Below are 18,093 nucleotides of genomic sequence, written 5' to 3' on the forward strand. Positions count from 1 at the left end.
GGGCGTACTGTATAGGAAACTATCGTATAAAATAGGAAGTTGGTTAAGCCACTGAACTTACGTGCAGAATTGCAGTATGATTAGCGCCATCACACATTATTTAAGGAGTGTACGGTTTTGCAGGAATATATCGTTCGTCTGGATCAGGTGGGTATGGATGACATTGAGCAAGTGGGCGGCAAAAACGCTTCACTCGGCGAGATGATCACAGAGCTGTCGGATGCAGGTGTTAAGGTGCCCGGCGGATTTGCCACCACCGCCACTGCATTCCGAGACTTCTTAAAACATAATCAACTGGATCAAAAGATCAGCGATATTCTGGCTCAGCTTGATCCTGAAGATGTTAATGCGTTGACGGCTACGGGAACTCAAGTACGTCAGTGGATCCTCGATACGCCTTTTCCTGAAGCGCTCGATACTGCTATTGAGCAGGCGTTTGCTGATATGGGCGGCGATGAAGAGCAGGCGGTTGCGATTCGCTCCTCTGCCACCGCTGAGGATCTTCCGGATGCATCCTTTGCCGGTCAGCAAGAAACCTTTTTGAATATTCGTGGTTTGGCTAATATTAAGGCTGCTATCCATAAAGTGTTTGCGTCACTCTATAACGACCGGGCGATCTCTTACCTGGTACATCACGGCTTTGAACACCATGAGGTTGCACTGTCTGCGGGTATTCAACGCATGGTGCGCAGTGAAACCGGTGCCAGTGGTGTGATGTTTACCCTCGATACGGAATCTGGTTTTAAGCATGTGGTGTTTATTACCGCCGCGTATGGCTTGGGCGAAACGGTGGTGCAGGGTGCCGTTAACCCCGATGAATTCTATGTGTATAAACCCACCTTGCGTCAGGGCGCACCGGCGATTCTACGCCGTAGTTTAGGCACTAAAGCGATCAAGATGGTCTATGGCGTCGATGGCACCACTGCGGGTGCTGTTGAAACCGTTAAGGTGCCGCTGGAGCAGCGGTTACAGTTCTCGATCAATGACGATGATGTGCAGAAGTTGGCAGAGATCGCTATGACGATTGAGCAACACTACGGTCGGCCTATGGATATAGAGTGGGCTAAAGATGGTGATGATGGCGAACTGTATATCGTTCAGGCCCGTCCTGAAACGGTCAAAAGCCGGGATAAGACGGCGGTTATTGAACGCTATCTACTGACTGAAACCGGTAAGGTGTTATTGGAAGGGCGTTCGATTGGCCACCGTATTGGCAGTGGCCCGGTGCGTATTGTTGATAGCCTCAGTGATATGGATAAGATTCAGCCGGGTGACGTGTTGGTGACGGATATGACCGACCCCGACTGGGAGCCGGTGATGAAACGTTCTTCGGCGATTATTACCAACCGCGGTGGCCGGACCTGCCACGCGGCGATTATTGCCCGTGAGTTGGGTATTCCCGCGATTGTTGGCTGTGGTGATGCGACCGAGCGGTTACATGATGGTCAGGAAGTCACTGTTTCCTGTGCAGAAGGAGATACCGGGCGAGCCTATGAGGGCCACCTGGACTTCGAACATCAAACGAATAAAGTCGATTCGATGCCACCGCTGCCGCTCGATATTATGATGAACGTGGGTAACCCCGACCGAGCCTTTGATTTTCAAGCGCTGCCGAATGCCGGTGTCGGTCTGGCGCGGCTCGAATTTATTATTAACCGTATGATCGGTATTCACCCGAAAGCGTTGATTGAGTTCGATCAGCAAGACGGCGCTATTCAAAACACCATCGCGCGACGTATCGCTGGCTATGATAGCCCCATTGAGTTTTATGTGGCTAAGCTGGTGGAAGGTATCTCAACGCTAGCCGCCGCTTTCTATCCCAAGAAGGTGATTGTGCGGATGTCGGATTTCAAATCCAACGAGTATGGCCATCTCATTGGCGGTGATGCCTATGAAGCTCATGAAGAAAACCCGATGTTGGGTTTCCGTGGAGCGAGTCGTTATATATCTGAATCCTTTCGTCAGTGCTTTGATTTAGAGTGCCGGGCGCTGAAATATGTGCGCGATGTGATGAAACTCACCAATATTGAAGTGATGATTCCCTTTGTACGCACCGTCGGTGAGGCTCGGCAGGTCGTTGAGTTACTGGCTGAAAATGGCTTAGTGCGCGGCGAGAATGGTTTGCGGGTGATTATGATGTGTGAGATCCCGTCCAATGCATTGTTGGCTGATCAATTCCTCGAGTACTTTGATGGTTTCTCTATTGGCTCAAACGACCTAACCCAACTGACCTTGGGGCTAGATCGAGATTCCGGCGTTATCGCCCATCTGTTTGATGAGCGTAATGAAGCGGTACGCAAGTTACTGGAGATGGCCATTCAAGCGTGCCGGGCGCAGGGCAAATATGTTGGTATCTGTGGCCAGGGGCCTTCGGATCACCCAGACTTCGCCAATTGGCTGATGGAGCAGGGTATTAACTCGGTTTCGCTAAACCCCGATACGGTGTTGGAAACCTGGTTCTTCCTCGCTAACGAAGATAATAAATCACTTTGATTTTATACCGTTATCTATGTGGCAGCCTTCTGTTTTATGATCGCACGGCTGAGTGCACTGTTCGCTAATGCAACTGGATCGATTTATTCAGCTCAACACCCCCTATAGTCGGAGCCGGGTTAAGCGGCTGCTGGCTGAAGGGCGGGTGAGGGTGGCCGGTGACACGGTCACCGATGGCCGCTTATCGGTGGATCGCTTTGTGCGGATTGAATTAGATGATCAGTTGCTACAAGAGTGCCAAGGTTACTATCTGATGTTGCACAAGCCCGCAGGGGTCGTGAGTGCGACAACTCATCCTGAACATCAAACCGTTATCGATCTGTTACCGCCGGCGTTACGTCCAGGGTTGCACCTTGCCGGTCGGTTGGATTTGAAAACAACCGGGCTAATGTTGCTAACCAATGATGGCAACTGGTCGCGCCGTATCACTCAGCCGACCTCGAAGATTACCAAAGTTTATCGGGTGACGACTCAGGACGCAGTGGCGGCTAATACCGCCGAGGTGTTTCGTCAGGGGATCTACTTTGGTTATGAAGACATTACCACTCAGCCAGCCGAATTCGAACGCCTCGATAGCCATCACTCCCGCTTGACGCTTTATGAAGGGCGCTATCATCAGGTCAAACGAATGTTTGGTTATTTCGATAATGAGGTGACTGAGCTTCACCGGGAAAAAGTGGGTGATCTTAACCTCGACCCTAGCTTGCTTCCGGGTGAGTTTCGAGCGTTAACGGCAGCTGAGATTGCGCTGTTTTGAATTATCGTTAACCTTACACATCACCCTAATGGCACTGACCTCAATGGCTGCACTTAACAGTTACCTTGAACGGCGCCTATCAAAACCGGTCTTGGTGATCTCCTCTTTGGGCGGGATAAAGTAAAACCGCTATCAACACCATAAGCCCCGCCAGTGCGCCTAATAGATGGGCAATCGGATAGGCTGGCCAAGCGCTTTGGCTTAACAGGGCTTGCTGACTAAATTGTTCCCAGATCAACTTACCCAAACAGATTAACAACGGTAACCAGCCGTTAATTGCCGACTGTTTACGGGCAAAAATCACCAAGCTGATCAGCAGTGGGGCAAACAATAGCCCTGACAGACCGGCATACTGACTGATGCCTGCCGCTGGTGAGAGCAGGTGAGTGTCTAGCATGATTAAACCGGTTAATAGCGTGGCTAGCAGTAACCGACGTGAGTGCAATTCCAAATAACCTGCAGCGATCGCAAAGGCGAGCAGATCCCATTGGAGGTGGCTGAGGGAGGTATGGCTGAGATGGCCGGTAAGTAAGCGCCACAGCTGCCCCTGTTGAATCAATTGTTGATCAAAATAGCCCAGCTCAAAAAATGAAGGCACTAAGCTAAGGGGGAGGCTCAGTAGGATGATGATTAAAGTAATCCAGGGCCCGTTAAATGCACCTCCCGCGTTAACGGGAGGCTCTTGTGGCTTCAGTATCTGTGTTAATCGCTGAATCATAACGACCTCAGGCAGATTGACGTTTACGTTGGTTGCCAACATGTACCAGCAGTAACGCACCGATTAATAGCAACACCCAGTGACCGATGGCGCCTGACCCACTACCTAACGATGCTCTGTTTTGTGACGGGTTAAACATTGGCTTCTGCTTGTCTGCACGATGGCTGTTGGCCCGGGGGGGTGCTGCTGTTTGCGCTGAGGGCTGCAGACGTTGTTGTCTCGCCTGTTGCTCGGTTGCGATCCGTTGCTGGTTATTACGCTCAATATTCAATTGCTTAAACACTTCGTCTCTAACAACCAGCATCGAGGTGTATTCGGTGACAAGGTCATACTGAATTGCGAGATCGGTAATCGCTTGAATACTATCGGCATTGGCCGCTTCGCTTTCGCCAAGATAATCCATCGCTGCCTGTATGTTTTCGATACGGGCGAAAGCCCAGATCCGTTCCAGTTCGGGATGTAACAGGCTTTGTTGTGGCAGGGTTATTTCGGTGTTGTAGTGACGGCTTTGCCCGCCGACTTTAGCGGTGAGGGTCAGTTTCACCGGCTCAGGGGTGCGGTAGTGGCCTAAAACAGTTAGCTGCTCGCCGCGATAGAGTGAGCCGATCTGATCCGGGGTGAGGTCGGTGACGTTTCCTCCGTCTATCTTCAGTTGCACATCGCGCAGTGCTTGGTGGGTCATCTTGCTGGTGGCCAGCATTAATTGGCCAACAATATCATCGGCATTAGAGACACTGATGGCAAAACCATTGGATGCTTCGGTCATGCTGTTCAGTAGGGGGCGGTTGGCGCTGTTACCCATAACAAAGGTAAATAAGCGGATATCGGCGGCTTCCATGAGATCAAGAAAGCGTTTCTTCTCGGTGACACCGACATTGGCGACGCCGTCGGTTACTAAAATCATGGCGGTACTGCGATCTGCATCGATATTCTTTAACCCCAGTGACAGACCCGAATACAGGTCGGTGCCGCTACTCGGTTGATATTGCTGTAATTGGTTGAGCAGCGGGTTGATTACCTCCGGTGTCGCGGGTTGAAAGCCCTGAGAAAAATCGCTGGCGCGGTTATTAAAGAGGACGATCTTAAAGCGGTCTTCGGGGCTGAGTTTAGCTAACCCCTGACGTACACCCTCGATCAAGGTGCTGTATTTCCCCTGCATTGAGCCGGACACATCGAGCACAAAGACCCAATCGCGGCCGCCCTGCAAAATGCCTAAATCATCCCCCGGGGTGAGTGTCATCATAAAGGTGCCGGGGGCGTTATCGGCGGCTTTATAACTTAACAAATCGACACTGCCGGGTAGGTTTTCACTGTGGCGCCAGTAGACCACAATATCTTTATCCAGATGAGCCGCGGGAAGACCGGTATTAGGCTGGTGCTGCGGGTTGGATTGTTGCTCATCCGGCAGGTCACTGTTTGGCTTTAGGGCGAGACTATCAGTTGGATGCGCTGCTTGATTGCCTAGGCTAACGCGCCATTGCTGAGGGTTAAGTTGTTGGATCGCTGCTTCAGGGTGCTGTGGCAGCCGGATAGAGTCGACCGGGTAGCCCGTAGTGAGCCTCATGTTAAAACTAAACTGCTTATCAACCTGTTCAGTTCGGCTCCAAAAGGCATTTTTTTGATCATCCACACCGCCATCTTCTAATGGATAGACATAGCGACCGACACCCGAGTCCACATGGGCAGGCTGGATATAAACCAGTTTAATACGGACATCACTGTTAGGTTGCACTGGAGTAATATTGATATCGAAGCTTTTGTACTGGTCTTGCTCGACTAATGCGGCCTCACGACCTGCTTGTTTTTCCTGTTCGTAGATCTGGTGCGCCTGCTGCTTTTTAATCACTTCACCAGTGACCGGTTTGCCATCAATCCAATAGGTGAACTCGCCGACCGCCGCATGATCCGGCAGCGGGAAACTGTAAATCGCTTCCAGTGCTTGCGCGTTAGGGTTGTGAAATACCTGCTCAATACTGGTGACCGCATAGCTGTGTTCGAGTATGACATTAACATGGTGTTCTTTAATGGTTAGGTCGGGCAGGTTGGACTGAATGGGCTTGAGTAGTCCGGCGGCATCGACGGATGGGGTGACACCGAAGGTGAGTGCTGCACTCAAGGCTAGGGCGCTGGAAAATAGTTTGCTGTTCATATCGATCCTCTTAATCCTGTTGACTGAATCTAAACGGCGGATGTCAGTGCGTTGAAGTCAGAGCGATCATGGCGTGTGCGGTGCTTGGGGAATAGCAAAGCGCTTGAGGTATCACATAATGATACCTCAGGTTGAGTTAACCGAGATAAATAGGCCAGAAATACGGTGAGGTTTATTCTTTGCGGTAGTGCTTAAACAAGCTGTATTGCCACTGTCGTATCGCGAGCACCATTGTATTACCATGCTTTTGATCCATGGGTAGGGGGTAGTCATCTCGAATCAGACTATTAAACTCTTCGGCGATCCGTTCCATTTTTTTCTGCATGGCTAGGTTGGCCTCTGGGGTGAGAACGCCGTTGAGCACGATCAACTTTTCATGTTTTTTATCAAACCGAGACTGAAAGAAGTCTTGTTCGACCTTTTGCTGGAAAAACTGTTGAATCGGGCCATTGGGTAGCCAGGTGAAATTAGGGTCGATTAACAGTTTAATACGGTTGTTGGGCTGTAGCTCGATAAACCGTAGGCGATCCAGTTGTGCGAGTTTGCGGATACAGTCGTGTTCACTGATGGCGTAATGGTCAACAATATCCTTAAAGCCAAATCCATTGATCACACTGACGGCAATCAGCAGCAGCTCAAGGTCGGAGGCGATCTCTTGCTCCTGTTCTCGGGTGAGCTGTGTCAGTCGCTGCTGTTCCTGTGCCATCAACTTAAATAAGCCGGTCAATTCTAACCCGGCAAGGTCGGCAATAATCTCGAGTCGTTGCAGGGTAAAGTTCTGTTCCGAAAACAGCCGTTTCACTGAGGCCTCACTGAGTTGCAAGGCCTCGGCAACATCGATATATGTCTTTCCCTGAGCCTTTAGCTGTTTCTTCAGGGTTTGAACCAGTGCTGCTGCCTGCGCCATAAGATTTTTTGCATCCACTCAATGATGATATTCAAAACCTGTTTTTAGCATAAACCCCGGTGGATATCTGCCCGCAATTTAATAAAGAGGAATTCCTTCATATTTATACCGTTATCTATGTGGTCTGTCTTTTCCTTGCAAAATGGTTTAATTTTATCAATGTTAAACAGCGAAAGGGCTGTTATCGCCTAAGAATAATAAGGAACAGATGTGACCTATAAAATCCCCGCATCCTTGAGCACTGAACGCTTAGTGCTGGAAAAAACCACTATCGATGATTGGTCTGCATTGCACCAGTTTTACAAAGATGAAGAATCGACCCGCTATACCACCGGTCGCCCTTTAAGCGAGGGGGAGAGCTGGCGTATCGTGGCCGCATTGATTGGCCATTGGGAAATACACGGCTATGGCCCTTATACGGTAAAGCTTAAAGACAGCGGAACAATTATTGGGCTGGTGGGTCTGTGGTATCCCGGTGACTGGCCTGAGCCGGAAATTATGTGGTCGTTAATTCCCGGCTATAGTGGTCAGGGGTATGCTGCAGAAGCGGCCTTAGCCGTGCGCGCTTTGGCGGCGACTTATCTACCCGAACTGCATCTGATCAGCCTGATCTTTGAGCAAAACCAAGCGTCACGTAAACTGGCATTAGCGGTGGGCGCAACCCTCGAACGTAAGTTTATCTTTCGCGACAAAGAGGCGTTGATCTATCGACATCCTTCACCGCTGAATACGGGTCAACACGATACCGGTCAAAATGCCGATTAAGGCAAATAGGCTACTCGGTGGTACGTCATCACCGAGAATCAGAGTGCCGGCGAAATAGGCCACCACGGGGATCAAGAAATTACAGTTGGATAAAAAGCTTGGGCCTGCGCGGTTAACCACGATGAAGTAGACGATCGAGGCAACACCGGCAGGCATTAAGCCGAGCCACATCACCGAAAAGACCGCGCTGGGAGTCGCCAGCAATGAAATCTCATGAATAATATTTTGGCCATTGAAGATCACAAAGGGCAGCACCAGTACCGATGCACAGATCATCATCCCCGCACCGCCGATTAACGGATTAAAGGTAGGCAGTAATCTGATCAGTACGGTATTGATGGCATAACTACTAGCAGCGGAAAGAATCGCCAGCGCGCCTAATAAGTCGATACTGCCAGCGCCAAAGGGGTTGAGCAGCACCGTCACGCAGCTAAAGGCGACCGCAAAGCCTAAGAGTTTATAGCGGTTTAATTGTTCACCGGTGACGAAGTAGTGAGCGATCAGCATGGTGACGAAGGGCATCACCGACATCAACACTCCGGTGCTAGCCGAGGTAACTGAACGCTGTCCCCAAGTAATCAGGATAAAGGGCAGGGCGCTGCCAAATAAGCCAAGCAGCATAAAGCTACCCCAACTCTTTACATCCCGCGGCAGTCGTAGGCCTCGAGAATAGGCAAATAGAACGATGACGATTGCGCCTAGACCGATCCGCGAGATGGTGATGGTCAGTGCGGACAGCCCACCTTGTAGAGCGATGGAGGTCACCATAAAGGAGGAGCCCCAGGTGATGACGAGGAAGCCAAGTAGAAGCCAGTTGATCAGTTGTGGAGTAAGCACGATGTCGGTCTGCAGTTAATAACGGGAAAGCGCGCTAGTTTATACTAGTCTTAGGGCTAAAGCTGTAATCTAGCCAACCGGTTAGCGATGATTTCTAGCCTGATTGGTCCTATGTTTGAGGCGTAAAAAATAGGATTTTGTTCGCTCGGTACGGGTTAACTTTGTTAAGCTCAAGCACGTGTCGCTTTTTATCGGTTAAGCGCTAAGGCGTAAGGATATTTATGAAGCAGTATATGATGATCGGCGGCGTAATTGTGCTGTTAGCGATGGCCATTGTAGCGGGATACTTTGCCCTGCAAGGGATGAAATCTCGTGGGCAAACGCCACCGGGCTTGGTGAATGGTGTACTAACGGCTTGCCCGATGAAGCCCAATGCGGTGTGTAGTGCAGCACAAACGGATAAGGCGCATTATATTGCGCCGCTTAACGCGGCGGATTTAGCGTCTATCGCAACCATTATTGAGCACCTAGGCGGGCGGATTATTAGCCAAGATAGCGATTATCTGGCGGCAGAATTTAGCTCGTCACTGTTTGGTTTTGTCGATGATCTCGAACTGTTGTTAGATCGCCCCGCAGCGGTGATTCATGTGCGTGCAGCCTCTCGGGTTGGCTACTCCGATATGGGTGTGAATCGGCAGCGGGTTGAAGTAATACGGCAACGCTTGGAGCAGCAGGAATGAGCCGTAGCAACAAAACTGATTACCTCACGGGCTATTCACCTGAGCTGCAACAGCAAGCGGGGCAATTGATCGATACCGGTAAGTTGCCGGACTATCTACGTAAGCGTTATCAGGGCAAGCATTCGGTGGCATCCTCTAAAGCGTTGTATCAATATACGCTTGCGTTAAAAAACACCCATCTAAAAAAATCAGCCCCTATCAGTAAAGTAGAGTATGACGACCGTATTGATGTGATTCACAATGCACTCGGGCTGCATACCCATATCTCACGGGTTCAGGGTAATAAGCTGCGGGCTAAAAAAGAGATACGTATCGCCTCGTTATTTAAGCAGACCCCCGAGCCTTTTTTACGCATGATCGTGGTGCACGAGTTGGCGCATATTCGGGAGAAGGAACATAACCGTGCTTTTTATAACCTCTGTCAGTATATGGAGCCGGATTATCATCAACTGGAGTTAGATCTGCGACTCTACCTAACCTGTCTCGAGCTGTTTGGGCCGCTCGACTGAAGCAACGTGCAAAATATTCATTATCGTTTTCTAAGGTGACCGATGGCTGATCTCCAGCTCTACCAATATATTCTGATTGGCTTGCTGTTTATTTGGAGCGGCTTTATTCGTTCTGGACTGGGCTTTGGTGGGGCGGTTTTGACCCTGCCGTTTTTGCTCCTGATTATTGATGACCCGTTGGTTTTTTTGCCCATTATTGGTGTGCATCTGATGGTGTTTTCACTGCTGATCACTTGGCAAAGTCGCCAACGGGTGCAGCAGGCTGCCATTAAGGACCAAGCGGCAGAATCGACCATCGATTGGCGTTATCTACGTTACGCGCTGTTGATTATGATTGTACCGAAAATGATCGGCATCTTCGGGCTGCTAACCCTGTCGGGTTCGCTGATGAGCGCCATTATCTATGTCATTGTGATCGCCTATGCTATTAGCTATGTGCTTAACCGGCCTTTCAAAAGCAATCATCGTGGCTTGGATATCTTCTTTTTGGTACTCGGTGGCTATGTCAGCGGCACCTCGTTAATTGGCGCGCCTTTGATAGCGGCGGTATTTGCAGCCCACGTGAGCCGTGAAAAATTACGCGATACGCTGTTTGTGCTTTGGTTTATTTTGGTGGTGATCAAACTGAGCTCCTTTGTTGTCGCCGGCGTTGATCTGCAACTGATGCATCATCTTTGGTTGTTGCCCTGTGCCTATATTGGCCATCTGTTTGGTCAGCAGGTGCATAGCAAACTGATGAGTGCGGACACGCAAGTATTTTATCGGGTGCTGGGCACGGTGCTGATCTTGGTGAGTAGTTTGGGGCTTATGAAAACCCTGATGACATAAATCTCGGCGGGTGATGGGCTGGGCGTTGTTGTCATTAAATTGCGGGGATATGTTATTTTCTCCAGTAGGGTAAGTGGTTAGAGTAATTGATTTATAGGGGAAAATGATGTCGATTTGGAAAACAGAGATGAGCGTTGAGGCGTTACAGACCTTTAGCAAAAACACCTTGGTTGAGCATCTTGGCATTCAAATCACCGAAGTGGGGGATGACTACATCTGTGCCTCTATGCCGGTCGATAGCCGTACCCATCAGCCGATGGGTTTATTACACGGTGGGGCTTCGGTTGTGTTAGCTGAAACGCTGGGTAGTGTGGCGGCTCAGTTAGCCGCCGAACCGGGGCATCGCTGCGTCGGGCTTGAAATCAATGCCAATCATTTGTCGGGCATTCGTACCGGCCATGTGTATGGTAAAGCCACGCCTGTGCATATCGGTCGTTCGACCCAAGTGTGGGATATTCGCATCGTGGATGAGAACGATAAAGGTATCTGTGCATCCCGCATAACCATGGCGGTTTTAGAAAAATAGAGTAATTATTTTTTTCATCTAAAATTGGCTTCAAAAGGGTATATATGGCCGATTTTGGGTGTTAGACTGACAGCTTAACAAGCCGGCCAATTTGCCGGCTTTTTTTATTTTTCTAACCTGAGTTTCAACTGTCAAATAATACAGTTGAAGAGAGATGCTTCGTGCGTAAAACCCTGTTGTCATTAATCGCTCTACTGAGCAGCTGTATTATCCTTTATCTGGGTATCGGCCTGATGAATATTCTGGTGCCATCGCGGATGGGACTGGAAGGTATGTCCACGGACACCATCGGTTTGGTGTTGTCCATGTATTTTGTGGGTATGTTCGCCGGTGCGATTTACAGTAAACAGTTGGTTAAACGGGTTGGCCATATACGGGTATTTGCCGGTAGTTTGGCGATTGAAGCGATCTGTATTTTGGCGTTTACCTTAGATGCGAACGCACTGCTTTGGGGTGTGTTAAGGGTTTTGCTTGGTTTTAGCCATGCCAGTCTGTTGACGGCGATGGAAAGCTGGCTCAGTGACACGGCAACCGAAGAGACCCGTGGCAAAATGTTGGCTGTGTATAACGCCTGTATTATGACCGGCTTGTTTTGTGGCCAATTCTTGATGGGCATTGCCGATCCATCCGATAACACGTTGTTTGTGTTGGTGGGGATTCTTTTCTGTCTAGCTACACTGCCGGTGTTGTTTAGCAGTGAGAAGGGGCCGATTATTGAAACTGTGGCGCCGATGTCGATCATCTCATTATTCAGGGTATCGCCGCTGGGTGTCGTTACCTGTCTAACGGCGGGTGCGGTGTATTCGGCATTATTTAACCTGTTGCCGGTGTTTGCCGCCGAATACCATATCAGTGGTTTTCAGCTATCCCTGTTTATGGGGTGCGCGATCCTTGGGGCATTCCTATTGCAGTTTCCGGTGGGTATGTTGTCCGACCGGTTTGACCGACGAACCGTATTGCTAGGGTTGTTGTTGGTATCATCGGTGCTGGCAATTGCGATTGTGCCATTAGCGGCGATGGAGATGATCGTGGCACTGTTTGTGTTGTGTGGTATCACCTCGGGGATTGTTGCCTGTTACTACCCGTTAAGTGTGGCGGAAGCATTCGATAAGCTGAAAAAAACCGAAATGGTATCGGCGATGGGCAGCATGCTGTTGGCCTTTGGTCTCGGCGGGGCGATTGGTCCCTATACCGCATCCTTACTGATGGCGGCGTATGGCAGTGCTAGCTTGTTCTACTGCATTGCGGCGGCGCAAATGTGTTTGGCACTGTTTACCATCTACCGGATGACGGTCAGAAAGGCCTTGCCGGTGGCGGATCAGGAAGGCTTCGTTATGCAGAGTGAAGCATTATCGACCTCAGTACACCTTGATCCACGGATGGAATATAGCGAACCGGAAGCACAACTGAGTTCTGAAGCTGAGTTGGCTATCAGTATTGCTGAGTCGGATCCTGCGGCAGCGGTTAGATTAGCCCGTGCCTTGACCCTTAAAAATCCAGAGAAGGGTACTGAAGTCGCCGCGGCCGTAGCGAAAGTGCCCGGTATTGATGTGATGCGTCTGTATGAAGTGATGAAGGAAGCGGCCCCCTATCAGATCCTGGAAATTACCCAAGCGATTGTAAAGGCTAAGCCTGAGCTGGCAGCAGATCTGGTGTCGCGTTTGGCCGAGTGGTATCCCCAGCAGGTGGTTCCTGTGGCGATTGAAGTGGGCCGGGTGTTCCCTGATATGCGTATTGAGATGGCTCGGATTGCGGTTGACTCTGCGCCGGAATCGGCGACTCAGGTAGCGGAATATTATGCCCGCCTGATTGCCGAAGAGCGTGAAGCTATACGTCCGGCGGATAGGGAAGATGATACCAGTGAGTCGGATGCTCTGAATATGGCGACGGAACTGTGGGAAGCTAACCCTGATCAGGCATTGGATATCGCGGTGACGATGGCCGAATCTGTTCCTGAAACTGCGGTTGCGATGACCGAAGAATATATGGCCGGGTATGACGCGGAGTCAGCTACGGATACGGCGGTAACCTCAGCTCAATCATCAAGTAGTGATGCAAATGATGATGAGGGTGACTATCAAGATGCGATCGAATGGGTGTCCAGAATCTCAGAAGCCGCGCCCGAGCAGGCGATGGATGTTGCTGCCACCGTTGTTGAAGCGGTGCCCGAGGCGATGTTTGAGGTCACCGAAGAGTATCTGTCTGCGGTCGAGGAGTCTGACGTTGAGGCCGAACCGGAGACTAATGGCGAGCCTGTGGATGAGGCTGTTGCGTCAGTCGATACTGACGAAGATGAGCATCAGAAAGCGATTGAGTGGTTGACACGAATGTCAGAGCTATCGCCGGAAATGTCCTTGAATCTCGCGGTGAAGATTGTTGAAGCGGTGCCGGAGAGTGCGCAGTATGTGGCCGCCGAAGTGGCACGACAGTTACACGAAAGTTATCAGACAGAAGATAATAGTGTTAGCGATGATTCAAATACCGAGGTCGATGATGCGGTCGAGTTAGTCAACCGCTTGAGTGAAGTGGCCCCTGAAAATGCTGAAGATGTTGCCGTAGCGGTGGTTGAAACCATCCCTGAGGCAGCATCAGAAGTGGTTGATGCCATCAGTTCGGGTGATGAATCCCGTGAAGGAGAGTGGGTTAACTCAATTGATAAAAACAGCGATAAACCCTAACGGTTAATGGGTGTTTAGTTAGCGCATAGTCAATGGGTTGAGTTAAGGAGTGAGTTAATCTAGCCCCGTTAATATGAATTTAGCGTTGAAATTAAAAGAGGATCAATTCTGCGGAGTGCGCCGCAGAATTGATCCTCTTTTTTTGTCGTGCCGGTTAGGCCGTTAACGCCATAGGCTGAAGTGCTTGAGCTAGGCGGTTGACCGCTTCCGGGAATAGCGCCGGCTCGGTGTTGCTGAAATTCAGTCTTAGCGCGCTGTTTTCAAGCGCCATATCGGCGGGATAAAACGCTGCTCCCGGTACTACCGCCAGTTTATGCTGTAACGCGCGGGCGGCTACGTCACTGCTGTTGCCCTGTGTCAGTGTTAACCAAACAAACATGCCACCCTCTACGGTATCAAACTGTACCAAATCCCCCAATTGTTGCTGTAATGCATCGCTAAGGTGCTGATAACGGCTTTGATATCCTTGCCGCAGTCGCGTTAGATGCTCGCTAAATTCAGGGTGGTTTAACAGCGCCTCAATCATCGCCTGTTGAGGTATGCCGGTGTGTAGATCGGTTGCTTGTTTAATCCGTTCAGCTACAGCGATAAAGTCTGCTGGACCACTCATGGCGCCGACTCTAAGACCCGGAAAGCCAATTTTGGAAAATGACTTCAAGCTGATGCTGAGTTCTGGGCAGTGTTCACTGACAGTGTCGAGTTGTTCACCGGCAAACCTTAATTCACGGTAGGGGGCGTCTTCAACTAAGGTGACGCCATAATGACGACAGAGTTTAGCGACCGCTATACGGGTCTCGGTCGACCATACCCGTCCGGTGGGATTATGAAAATCCGGTACGCTATAAAATAGCTTAATGTTGCCGCCTTTAAGATAGCTTTCCAACTGATCCAAGTCTGGTCCGCTAGTACTGCTCATTAACGGACAAACCTTAATGCCCGATAACTGGAATACCTGCAGGGCACCCAAGTAAGCCGGCATTTCGGCGATCACCTGATCGCCGGGTTCGAGTAACGCCCGGGCAATAAGATCGAGCGCTTGCTGGCTACCATTGCAGATAAGCCAAGGATTCTGTGTCTTTGAGCTGCGCTGTAAGGTATCTAACAGCGGGCCAAAACCTTGGCTATTGCCATACTGAAATAGGTGGCTATTGTCCGCCAAGGATTCACATGTTGCCCTGACCAGTTCAACCGGTAGTAAAGAGGAGGCGGGTAACCCTCCGGCCATTGATATCATCTCGGGTTGATTGGCGGCGCTGAGAATCTCTCTGATATAGGAAGCATCTAGCGACTGGGCGTTACGTGCAAACTTCATGATCCGTTCCTGGTGCGGTAGTGGTATGGGAAAAGGTTGAGTGGTCGTCGTGAGCGTTAATTCGATCTGATGGGCTGAGCCATTATCGAGATTGTGCTGTAGGGCGTTATCAGAGTGTATGCCTGAGGTTATCGCAATAGTTATCTATTTATGATCTGCTTATTGTCCATTTATGCTTATTTTTAATCTGCTTTTGGCTTCGATGGTGAATCGTTGTGGCGCGAAATAAGGGCTAGACCGGAACTCTACAGAGCTAAGTCGTTAAATTGTTAAGCGCTCTTTTTTGCGGCATGTCATCCAGGCTGTCATTAACCTAACTGAGGGCTATGCAACGGCAGGTTGATGGTCTTAGAATAATAAACATACAAAGTCGATGGCCATTGTGTCGGATGAAATGACCACCACAGTCGTTTGTTAAGTGCACTAAAAAGAGGTTTATATAGCGTCTTTGCTATGAGCGCCGACTTAAAGATGCAAACTAGGGTTATAGTGGTGTTAACAATGCGGCTAGACATGGGTTTTGTCTCAGCCAATGGCATACATGGAAGGTGTTATGGAATTTAAAGATTATTACGCATTGCTTGGTGTCGAGCCGGATGCCGATGCGAAAACCATTAAAACGGCTTATCGTAAGTTGGCCCGTCAATATCACCCCGATGTGAACCCAGAGCCGGGAGCCGAAGATAAATTTAAAGAAGTTGCCGAGGCCTATGAGGTATTGAAAAATGCTGAACGCCGAGCTGAGTATGATGAATTACGACGTTATGGTGGCCAGCGGGAACAAGGCTATGAGCCGCCAAGAGGGCAGCGGGGACCATCATCCAGTGATTTTGAAGGCGATTTTGCGGACTTTTTCAGTTCAGCCTTTGGTAATCGTGGCGGTGGTTTTCAGGGTTATAGTGACTTTCAACAAACGGCAGCACGGGGTCAGGATGTTGAAGTTGAAATGCCGGTATTTTTGGAAGACATCATTGCCGATGTGAAGAAGCCAATTGAATATCGCATGCCAGCCTTTGTTGATGGCCGAGTCACTGAAGTTAAAAAATCACTTAAAGTGAAAATCCCGAAAGGAGTTGCCGATGGTGCACGGATTCGCTTAAAAGGACAGGGTGCCCCCGGACAGGGTGATGCGCCAAGCGGTGATCTTTATATACATATTCGTATAGTCCCTCATCCTATCTTCGATGTTGAAGGACATAACTTATTGATCACGGTGCCGATTGCCCCTTGGGAGGCGGCGTTAGGTGCAAAAGTCAATTTACCCACGCTAACCGGTAAGATCAGTTTAACGGTGCCGCCGAATAGCCAAGCGGGTAAAAAAATGCGTATTAAAGGGAAGGGCCTGCCAATGAAAAATGGCGTTGGCGATCTCTATGTGATTTTCAAGATTGTGATACCTGAGCATACCAACGAAGAATCAAAAGCATTGTGGCAAAAATTGTCCGGCCTATCAGCTTTTGATCCCAGAGCCGAGTGGGAGAAAAACAATGTCTGATATCGTCTTAAGAGTTTCATTGCAAGAACTATGCGTCCAGGAAGGTATCACTGAAACCATGGTTATCGAGGTGGTTGAACATGGTATTGCCGCGCCCTCGGCGGGACAGGACACCAATGACTGGATGTTTGAGTTAAACAGCGTGCATTGGATGAAAAAAGCGATTCGCCTGTACCATGACCTTGATATTGATTGGGTATCCATTGCTATTGTGATTGATTTGTTGAAGCAAAAAGATGCCTTGCTTCGTGAGAATCAATGTTTGAAAATGCAGCTTGATCGCTTTGTGAACGATGTAACCTAACGGCGTTAATGTGATACTGATTCAGTCGTCTATCGGTAAAGAATAGGGCGGCGCGGTGTTGGCTCATCATAGATACTCGAGCCGTTAACCTAAATATCGCCCTGTTAAATAACCATCCTCGGCCCCATTGATGCTAGCGTGCTGTCATCAATGGGGCATTTTGTTTTCAGCGTCGCTGAATACGCCGTGACTCAATGCTTAATATCAATACTCAGTATCCAGCCTTAAACTCTAAGCCTTTGAATAGATAATTGCCCATGCCCAGTGTCCAACAGAAAGCTCGTATTAATGATGTGTTGCACCAAATTCATCGTGACCTGAGTGCGCCGTTGACGGGTGCCGGATTAGCTCAGGTCGCAGCCTATTCCGAGCAGCACTTTCACCGTTTATTTAAGGCAGTTACTGGCGAATCACTGCATCGTTATGTTCGCCGCGTTCGGCTTGAACATGCGGCAAATCTATTGATGTTTGAACCACTCACATCGGTGCGCGATATCGCGTTGAAGTGCGGCTATAACTCATTAGCCTCATTTACTCGGGTGTTCAGTGAGCAGTTTGGTGTGACGCCGGGACGCTGGCGCAAACAAGAGCGCCTGCGCCGCGAGCCCTACTTGAGTGACCCGGAGATCGCAGCCGGCGCACAAAAAGTGGCGTTGTTACCGCTGCCGCAACCGGATCTGATCGAGCTTGAGGATCAACCGGTCGCCTATGTTCGGCATCTGGGCTATGACCGCTCGATTCGCACGGCTTGGCAGGTGTTGCAGGCGTGGGCAGCGGCGGAGCAGCGTCCCTTTACTCATCAAATTGGCCTGCATCATTCGAACCCTGCTTGGACCCCTTTAGACCGGTGTCGCTATGTGGCTTGTTTAGGGGTTGATAGCCCGATTCCTCGACGGGGCATGATTAACGCCATGGTGATTCCGGGTGGATTACATGCCCGGTTTAAATTTACCGGCCAATATGGCGAGCTGTTACCCTGGATCAATCGTCTGCAGGATGAATGGTTAGCGAGTTCAGGTCTCAAGACCGGCGCCTCACCCGCCTTTACAGAATATCAGCGAAATCAGTTTATTGATCCCCAAGAACGATTCGAATTGTATTATTATCAGCCGGTATCTTTTTATTAATCAGACCG

General features: G+C 49.8%; 16 protein-coding genes. 11 read left to right on the top strand and 5 right to left on the bottom strand.

Annotated features, from left to right (window positions below; translation table 11 throughout):
* The first annotated feature begins 117 nt into the window (after positions 1-117).
* Positions 118-2,493 (top strand): phosphoenolpyruvate synthase, encoded by a 2,376-nt coding sequence (gene ppsA / locus ACN0T0_RS02635; RefSeq protein WP_417222939.1) that lies wholly within the window; start codon positions 118-120, stop codon positions 2,491-2,493.
* Between the two features lie 67 nt (positions 2,494-2,560).
* On the top strand, positions 2,561-3,250 hold the full coding sequence (locus tag ACN0T0_RS02640; protein ID WP_417222941.1) for a pseudouridine synthase: 690 nt from the start codon (positions 2,561-2,563) through the stop codon (positions 3,248-3,250).
* A gap of 79 nt (positions 3,251-3,329) precedes the next feature.
* Here ACN0T0_RS02640 and rrtA read toward each other — a convergent pair whose 3' ends face one another.
* The 3 genes from rrtA to ACN0T0_RS02655 all read right to left on the bottom strand — a co-directional run bounded on the left by rrtA (position 3,330) and on the right by ACN0T0_RS02655 (position 7,024).
* Positions 3,330-3,968 (bottom strand): rhombosortase, encoded by a 639-nt coding sequence (rrtA, locus tag ACN0T0_RS02645; RefSeq protein WP_417222943.1) that lies wholly within the window; start codon positions 3,966-3,968, stop codon positions 3,330-3,332.
* A 7-nt stretch (positions 3,969-3,975) separates the two neighbouring features.
* Positions 3,976-6,117, bottom strand: coding sequence for a VIT and vWA domain-containing protein (locus ACN0T0_RS02650; RefSeq protein ID WP_417222946.1), 2,142 nt, complete (start codon positions 6,115-6,117; stop codon positions 3,976-3,978).
* 172 nt (positions 6,118-6,289) lie between these two features.
* Positions 6,290-7,024, bottom strand: coding sequence for an XRE family transcriptional regulator (locus ACN0T0_RS02655; RefSeq protein ID WP_417222949.1), 735 nt, complete (start codon positions 7,022-7,024; stop codon positions 6,290-6,292).
* A 210-nt stretch (positions 7,025-7,234) separates the two neighbouring features.
* Here ACN0T0_RS02655 and ACN0T0_RS02660 point away from each other — a divergent pair, with 210 nt between their 5' ends.
* A complete protein-coding gene (locus tag ACN0T0_RS02660; protein ID WP_417222951.1) occupies positions 7,235-7,789 on the top strand; it encodes a GNAT family N-acetyltransferase in 555 nt (184 codons plus the stop codon).
* Here the strand turns inward: ACN0T0_RS02660 and ACN0T0_RS02665 are convergent.
* Positions 7,742-8,626, bottom strand: a complete 885-nt coding sequence (locus tag ACN0T0_RS02665; protein WP_417222954.1) for a DMT family transporter — start codon at positions 8,624-8,626, stop codon at positions 7,742-7,744. The genes ACN0T0_RS02660 and ACN0T0_RS02665 overlap by 48 nt on opposite strands.
* A gap of 221 nt (positions 8,627-8,847) precedes the next feature.
* Here ACN0T0_RS02665 and ACN0T0_RS02670 point away from each other — a divergent pair, with 221 nt between their 5' ends.
* From ACN0T0_RS02670 to ACN0T0_RS02690, 5 genes are all read left to right on the top strand, one after another.
* Complete coding sequence (locus ACN0T0_RS02670) at positions 8,848-9,306, top strand: DUF1499 domain-containing protein (protein ID WP_417222956.1); 459 nt, start codon at positions 8,848-8,850, stop codon at positions 9,304-9,306.
* A complete protein-coding gene (locus ACN0T0_RS02675; protein ID WP_417222958.1) occupies positions 9,303-9,815 on the top strand; it encodes a M48 family metallopeptidase in 513 nt (170 codons plus the stop codon). Before ACN0T0_RS02670 ends, ACN0T0_RS02675 begins: the two co-directional genes overlap by 4 nt.
* A 42-nt stretch (positions 9,816-9,857) precedes the next feature.
* Positions 9,858-10,643 carry a TSUP family transporter gene (locus tag ACN0T0_RS02680; RefSeq protein ID WP_417222960.1) on the top strand — a complete coding sequence of 262 codons (786 nt, stop codon included), beginning with the start codon at positions 9,858-9,860 and terminating at the stop codon, positions 10,641-10,643.
* Between the two features lie 106 nt (positions 10,644-10,749).
* On the top strand, positions 10,750-11,169 hold the full coding sequence (locus ACN0T0_RS02685; protein ID WP_417222962.1) for a hotdog fold thioesterase: 420 nt from the start codon (positions 10,750-10,752) through the stop codon (positions 11,167-11,169).
* A 161-nt stretch (positions 11,170-11,330) separates the two neighbouring features.
* Positions 11,331-13,847, top strand: coding sequence for an MFS transporter (locus ACN0T0_RS02690; protein WP_417222965.1), 2,517 nt, complete (start codon positions 11,331-11,333; stop codon positions 13,845-13,847).
* Positions 13,848-14,001: 154 nt separating this feature from the next.
* Here ACN0T0_RS02690 and ACN0T0_RS02695 read toward each other — a convergent pair whose 3' ends face one another.
* Positions 14,002-15,159 carry a PLP-dependent aminotransferase family protein gene (locus ACN0T0_RS02695; protein ID WP_417222968.1) on the bottom strand — a complete coding sequence of 386 codons (1,158 nt, stop codon included), beginning with the start codon at positions 15,157-15,159 and terminating at the stop codon, positions 14,002-14,004.
* Positions 15,160-15,712: 553 nt separating this feature from the next.
* On the opposite strand from ACN0T0_RS02695, the gene ACN0T0_RS02700 reads away from it, so the two are divergent.
* From ACN0T0_RS02700 to ACN0T0_RS02710, 3 genes are all read left to right on the top strand, one after another.
* Positions 15,713-16,654 carry a DnaJ C-terminal domain-containing protein gene (locus ACN0T0_RS02700; protein ID WP_417222971.1) on the top strand — a complete coding sequence of 314 codons (942 nt, stop codon included), beginning with the start codon at positions 15,713-15,715 and terminating at the stop codon, positions 16,652-16,654.
* Positions 16,647-16,958: a chaperone modulator CbpM gene (locus ACN0T0_RS02705; protein ID WP_417222974.1), complete on the top strand. Its 312-nt coding sequence runs from the start codon at positions 16,647-16,649 to the stop codon at positions 16,956-16,958. The genes ACN0T0_RS02700 and ACN0T0_RS02705 overlap by 8 nt, the downstream gene beginning before the upstream one ends.
* Before the next feature lie 257 nt (positions 16,959-17,215).
* Entirely contained in the window at positions 17,216-18,085 is an 870-nt protein-coding gene (locus tag ACN0T0_RS02710) for an AraC family transcriptional regulator (protein WP_417222976.1), read from the top strand.
* The last annotated feature ends 8 nt before the right edge of the window (positions 18,086-18,093 follow it).

Source organism: Amphritea sp. (genome assembly GCF_048266285.1).
In the GTDB taxonomy this organism is placed as follows: domain Bacteria; phylum Pseudomonadota; class Gammaproteobacteria; order Pseudomonadales; family Balneatricaceae; genus Amphritea.

Coding starts and splice junctions, on each gene's coding strand:
- ACN0T0_RS02640 (WP_417222941.1), top strand. CDS start 2,561: ATGCAACTGGATCGATTTATTCAGCTCAACACCCCCTATAGTCGGAGC.
- rrtA (WP_417222943.1), bottom strand. CDS start 3,968: ATGATTCAGCGATTAACACAGATACTGAAGCCACAAGAGCCTCCCGTT.
- ACN0T0_RS02650 (WP_417222946.1), bottom strand. CDS start 6,117: ATGAACAGCAAACTATTTTCCAGCGCCCTAGCCTTGAGTGCAGCACTC.
- ACN0T0_RS02655 (WP_417222949.1), bottom strand. CDS start 7,024: ATGGCGCAGGCAGCAGCACTGGTTCAAACCCTGAAGAAACAGCTAAAG.
- ACN0T0_RS02670 (WP_417222956.1), top strand. CDS start 8,848: ATGAAGCAGTATATGATGATCGGCGGCGTAATTGTGCTGTTAGCGATG.
- ACN0T0_RS02675 (WP_417222958.1), top strand. CDS start 9,303: ATGAGCCGTAGCAACAAAACTGATTACCTCACGGGCTATTCACCTGAG.
- ACN0T0_RS02680 (WP_417222960.1), top strand. CDS start 9,858: ATGGCTGATCTCCAGCTCTACCAATATATTCTGATTGGCTTGCTGTTT.
- ACN0T0_RS02685 (WP_417222962.1), top strand. CDS start 10,750: ATGTCGATTTGGAAAACAGAGATGAGCGTTGAGGCGTTACAGACCTTT.
- ACN0T0_RS02695 (WP_417222968.1), bottom strand. CDS start 15,159: ATGAAGTTTGCACGTAACGCCCAGTCGCTAGATGCTTCCTATATCAGA.
- ACN0T0_RS02700 (WP_417222971.1), top strand. CDS start 15,713: ATGGAATTTAAAGATTATTACGCATTGCTTGGTGTCGAGCCGGATGCC.
- ACN0T0_RS02705 (WP_417222974.1), top strand. CDS start 16,647: ATGTCTGATATCGTCTTAAGAGTTTCATTGCAAGAACTATGCGTCCAG.
- ACN0T0_RS02710 (WP_417222976.1), top strand. CDS start 17,216: ATGCCCAGTGTCCAACAGAAAGCTCGTATTAATGATGTGTTGCACCAA.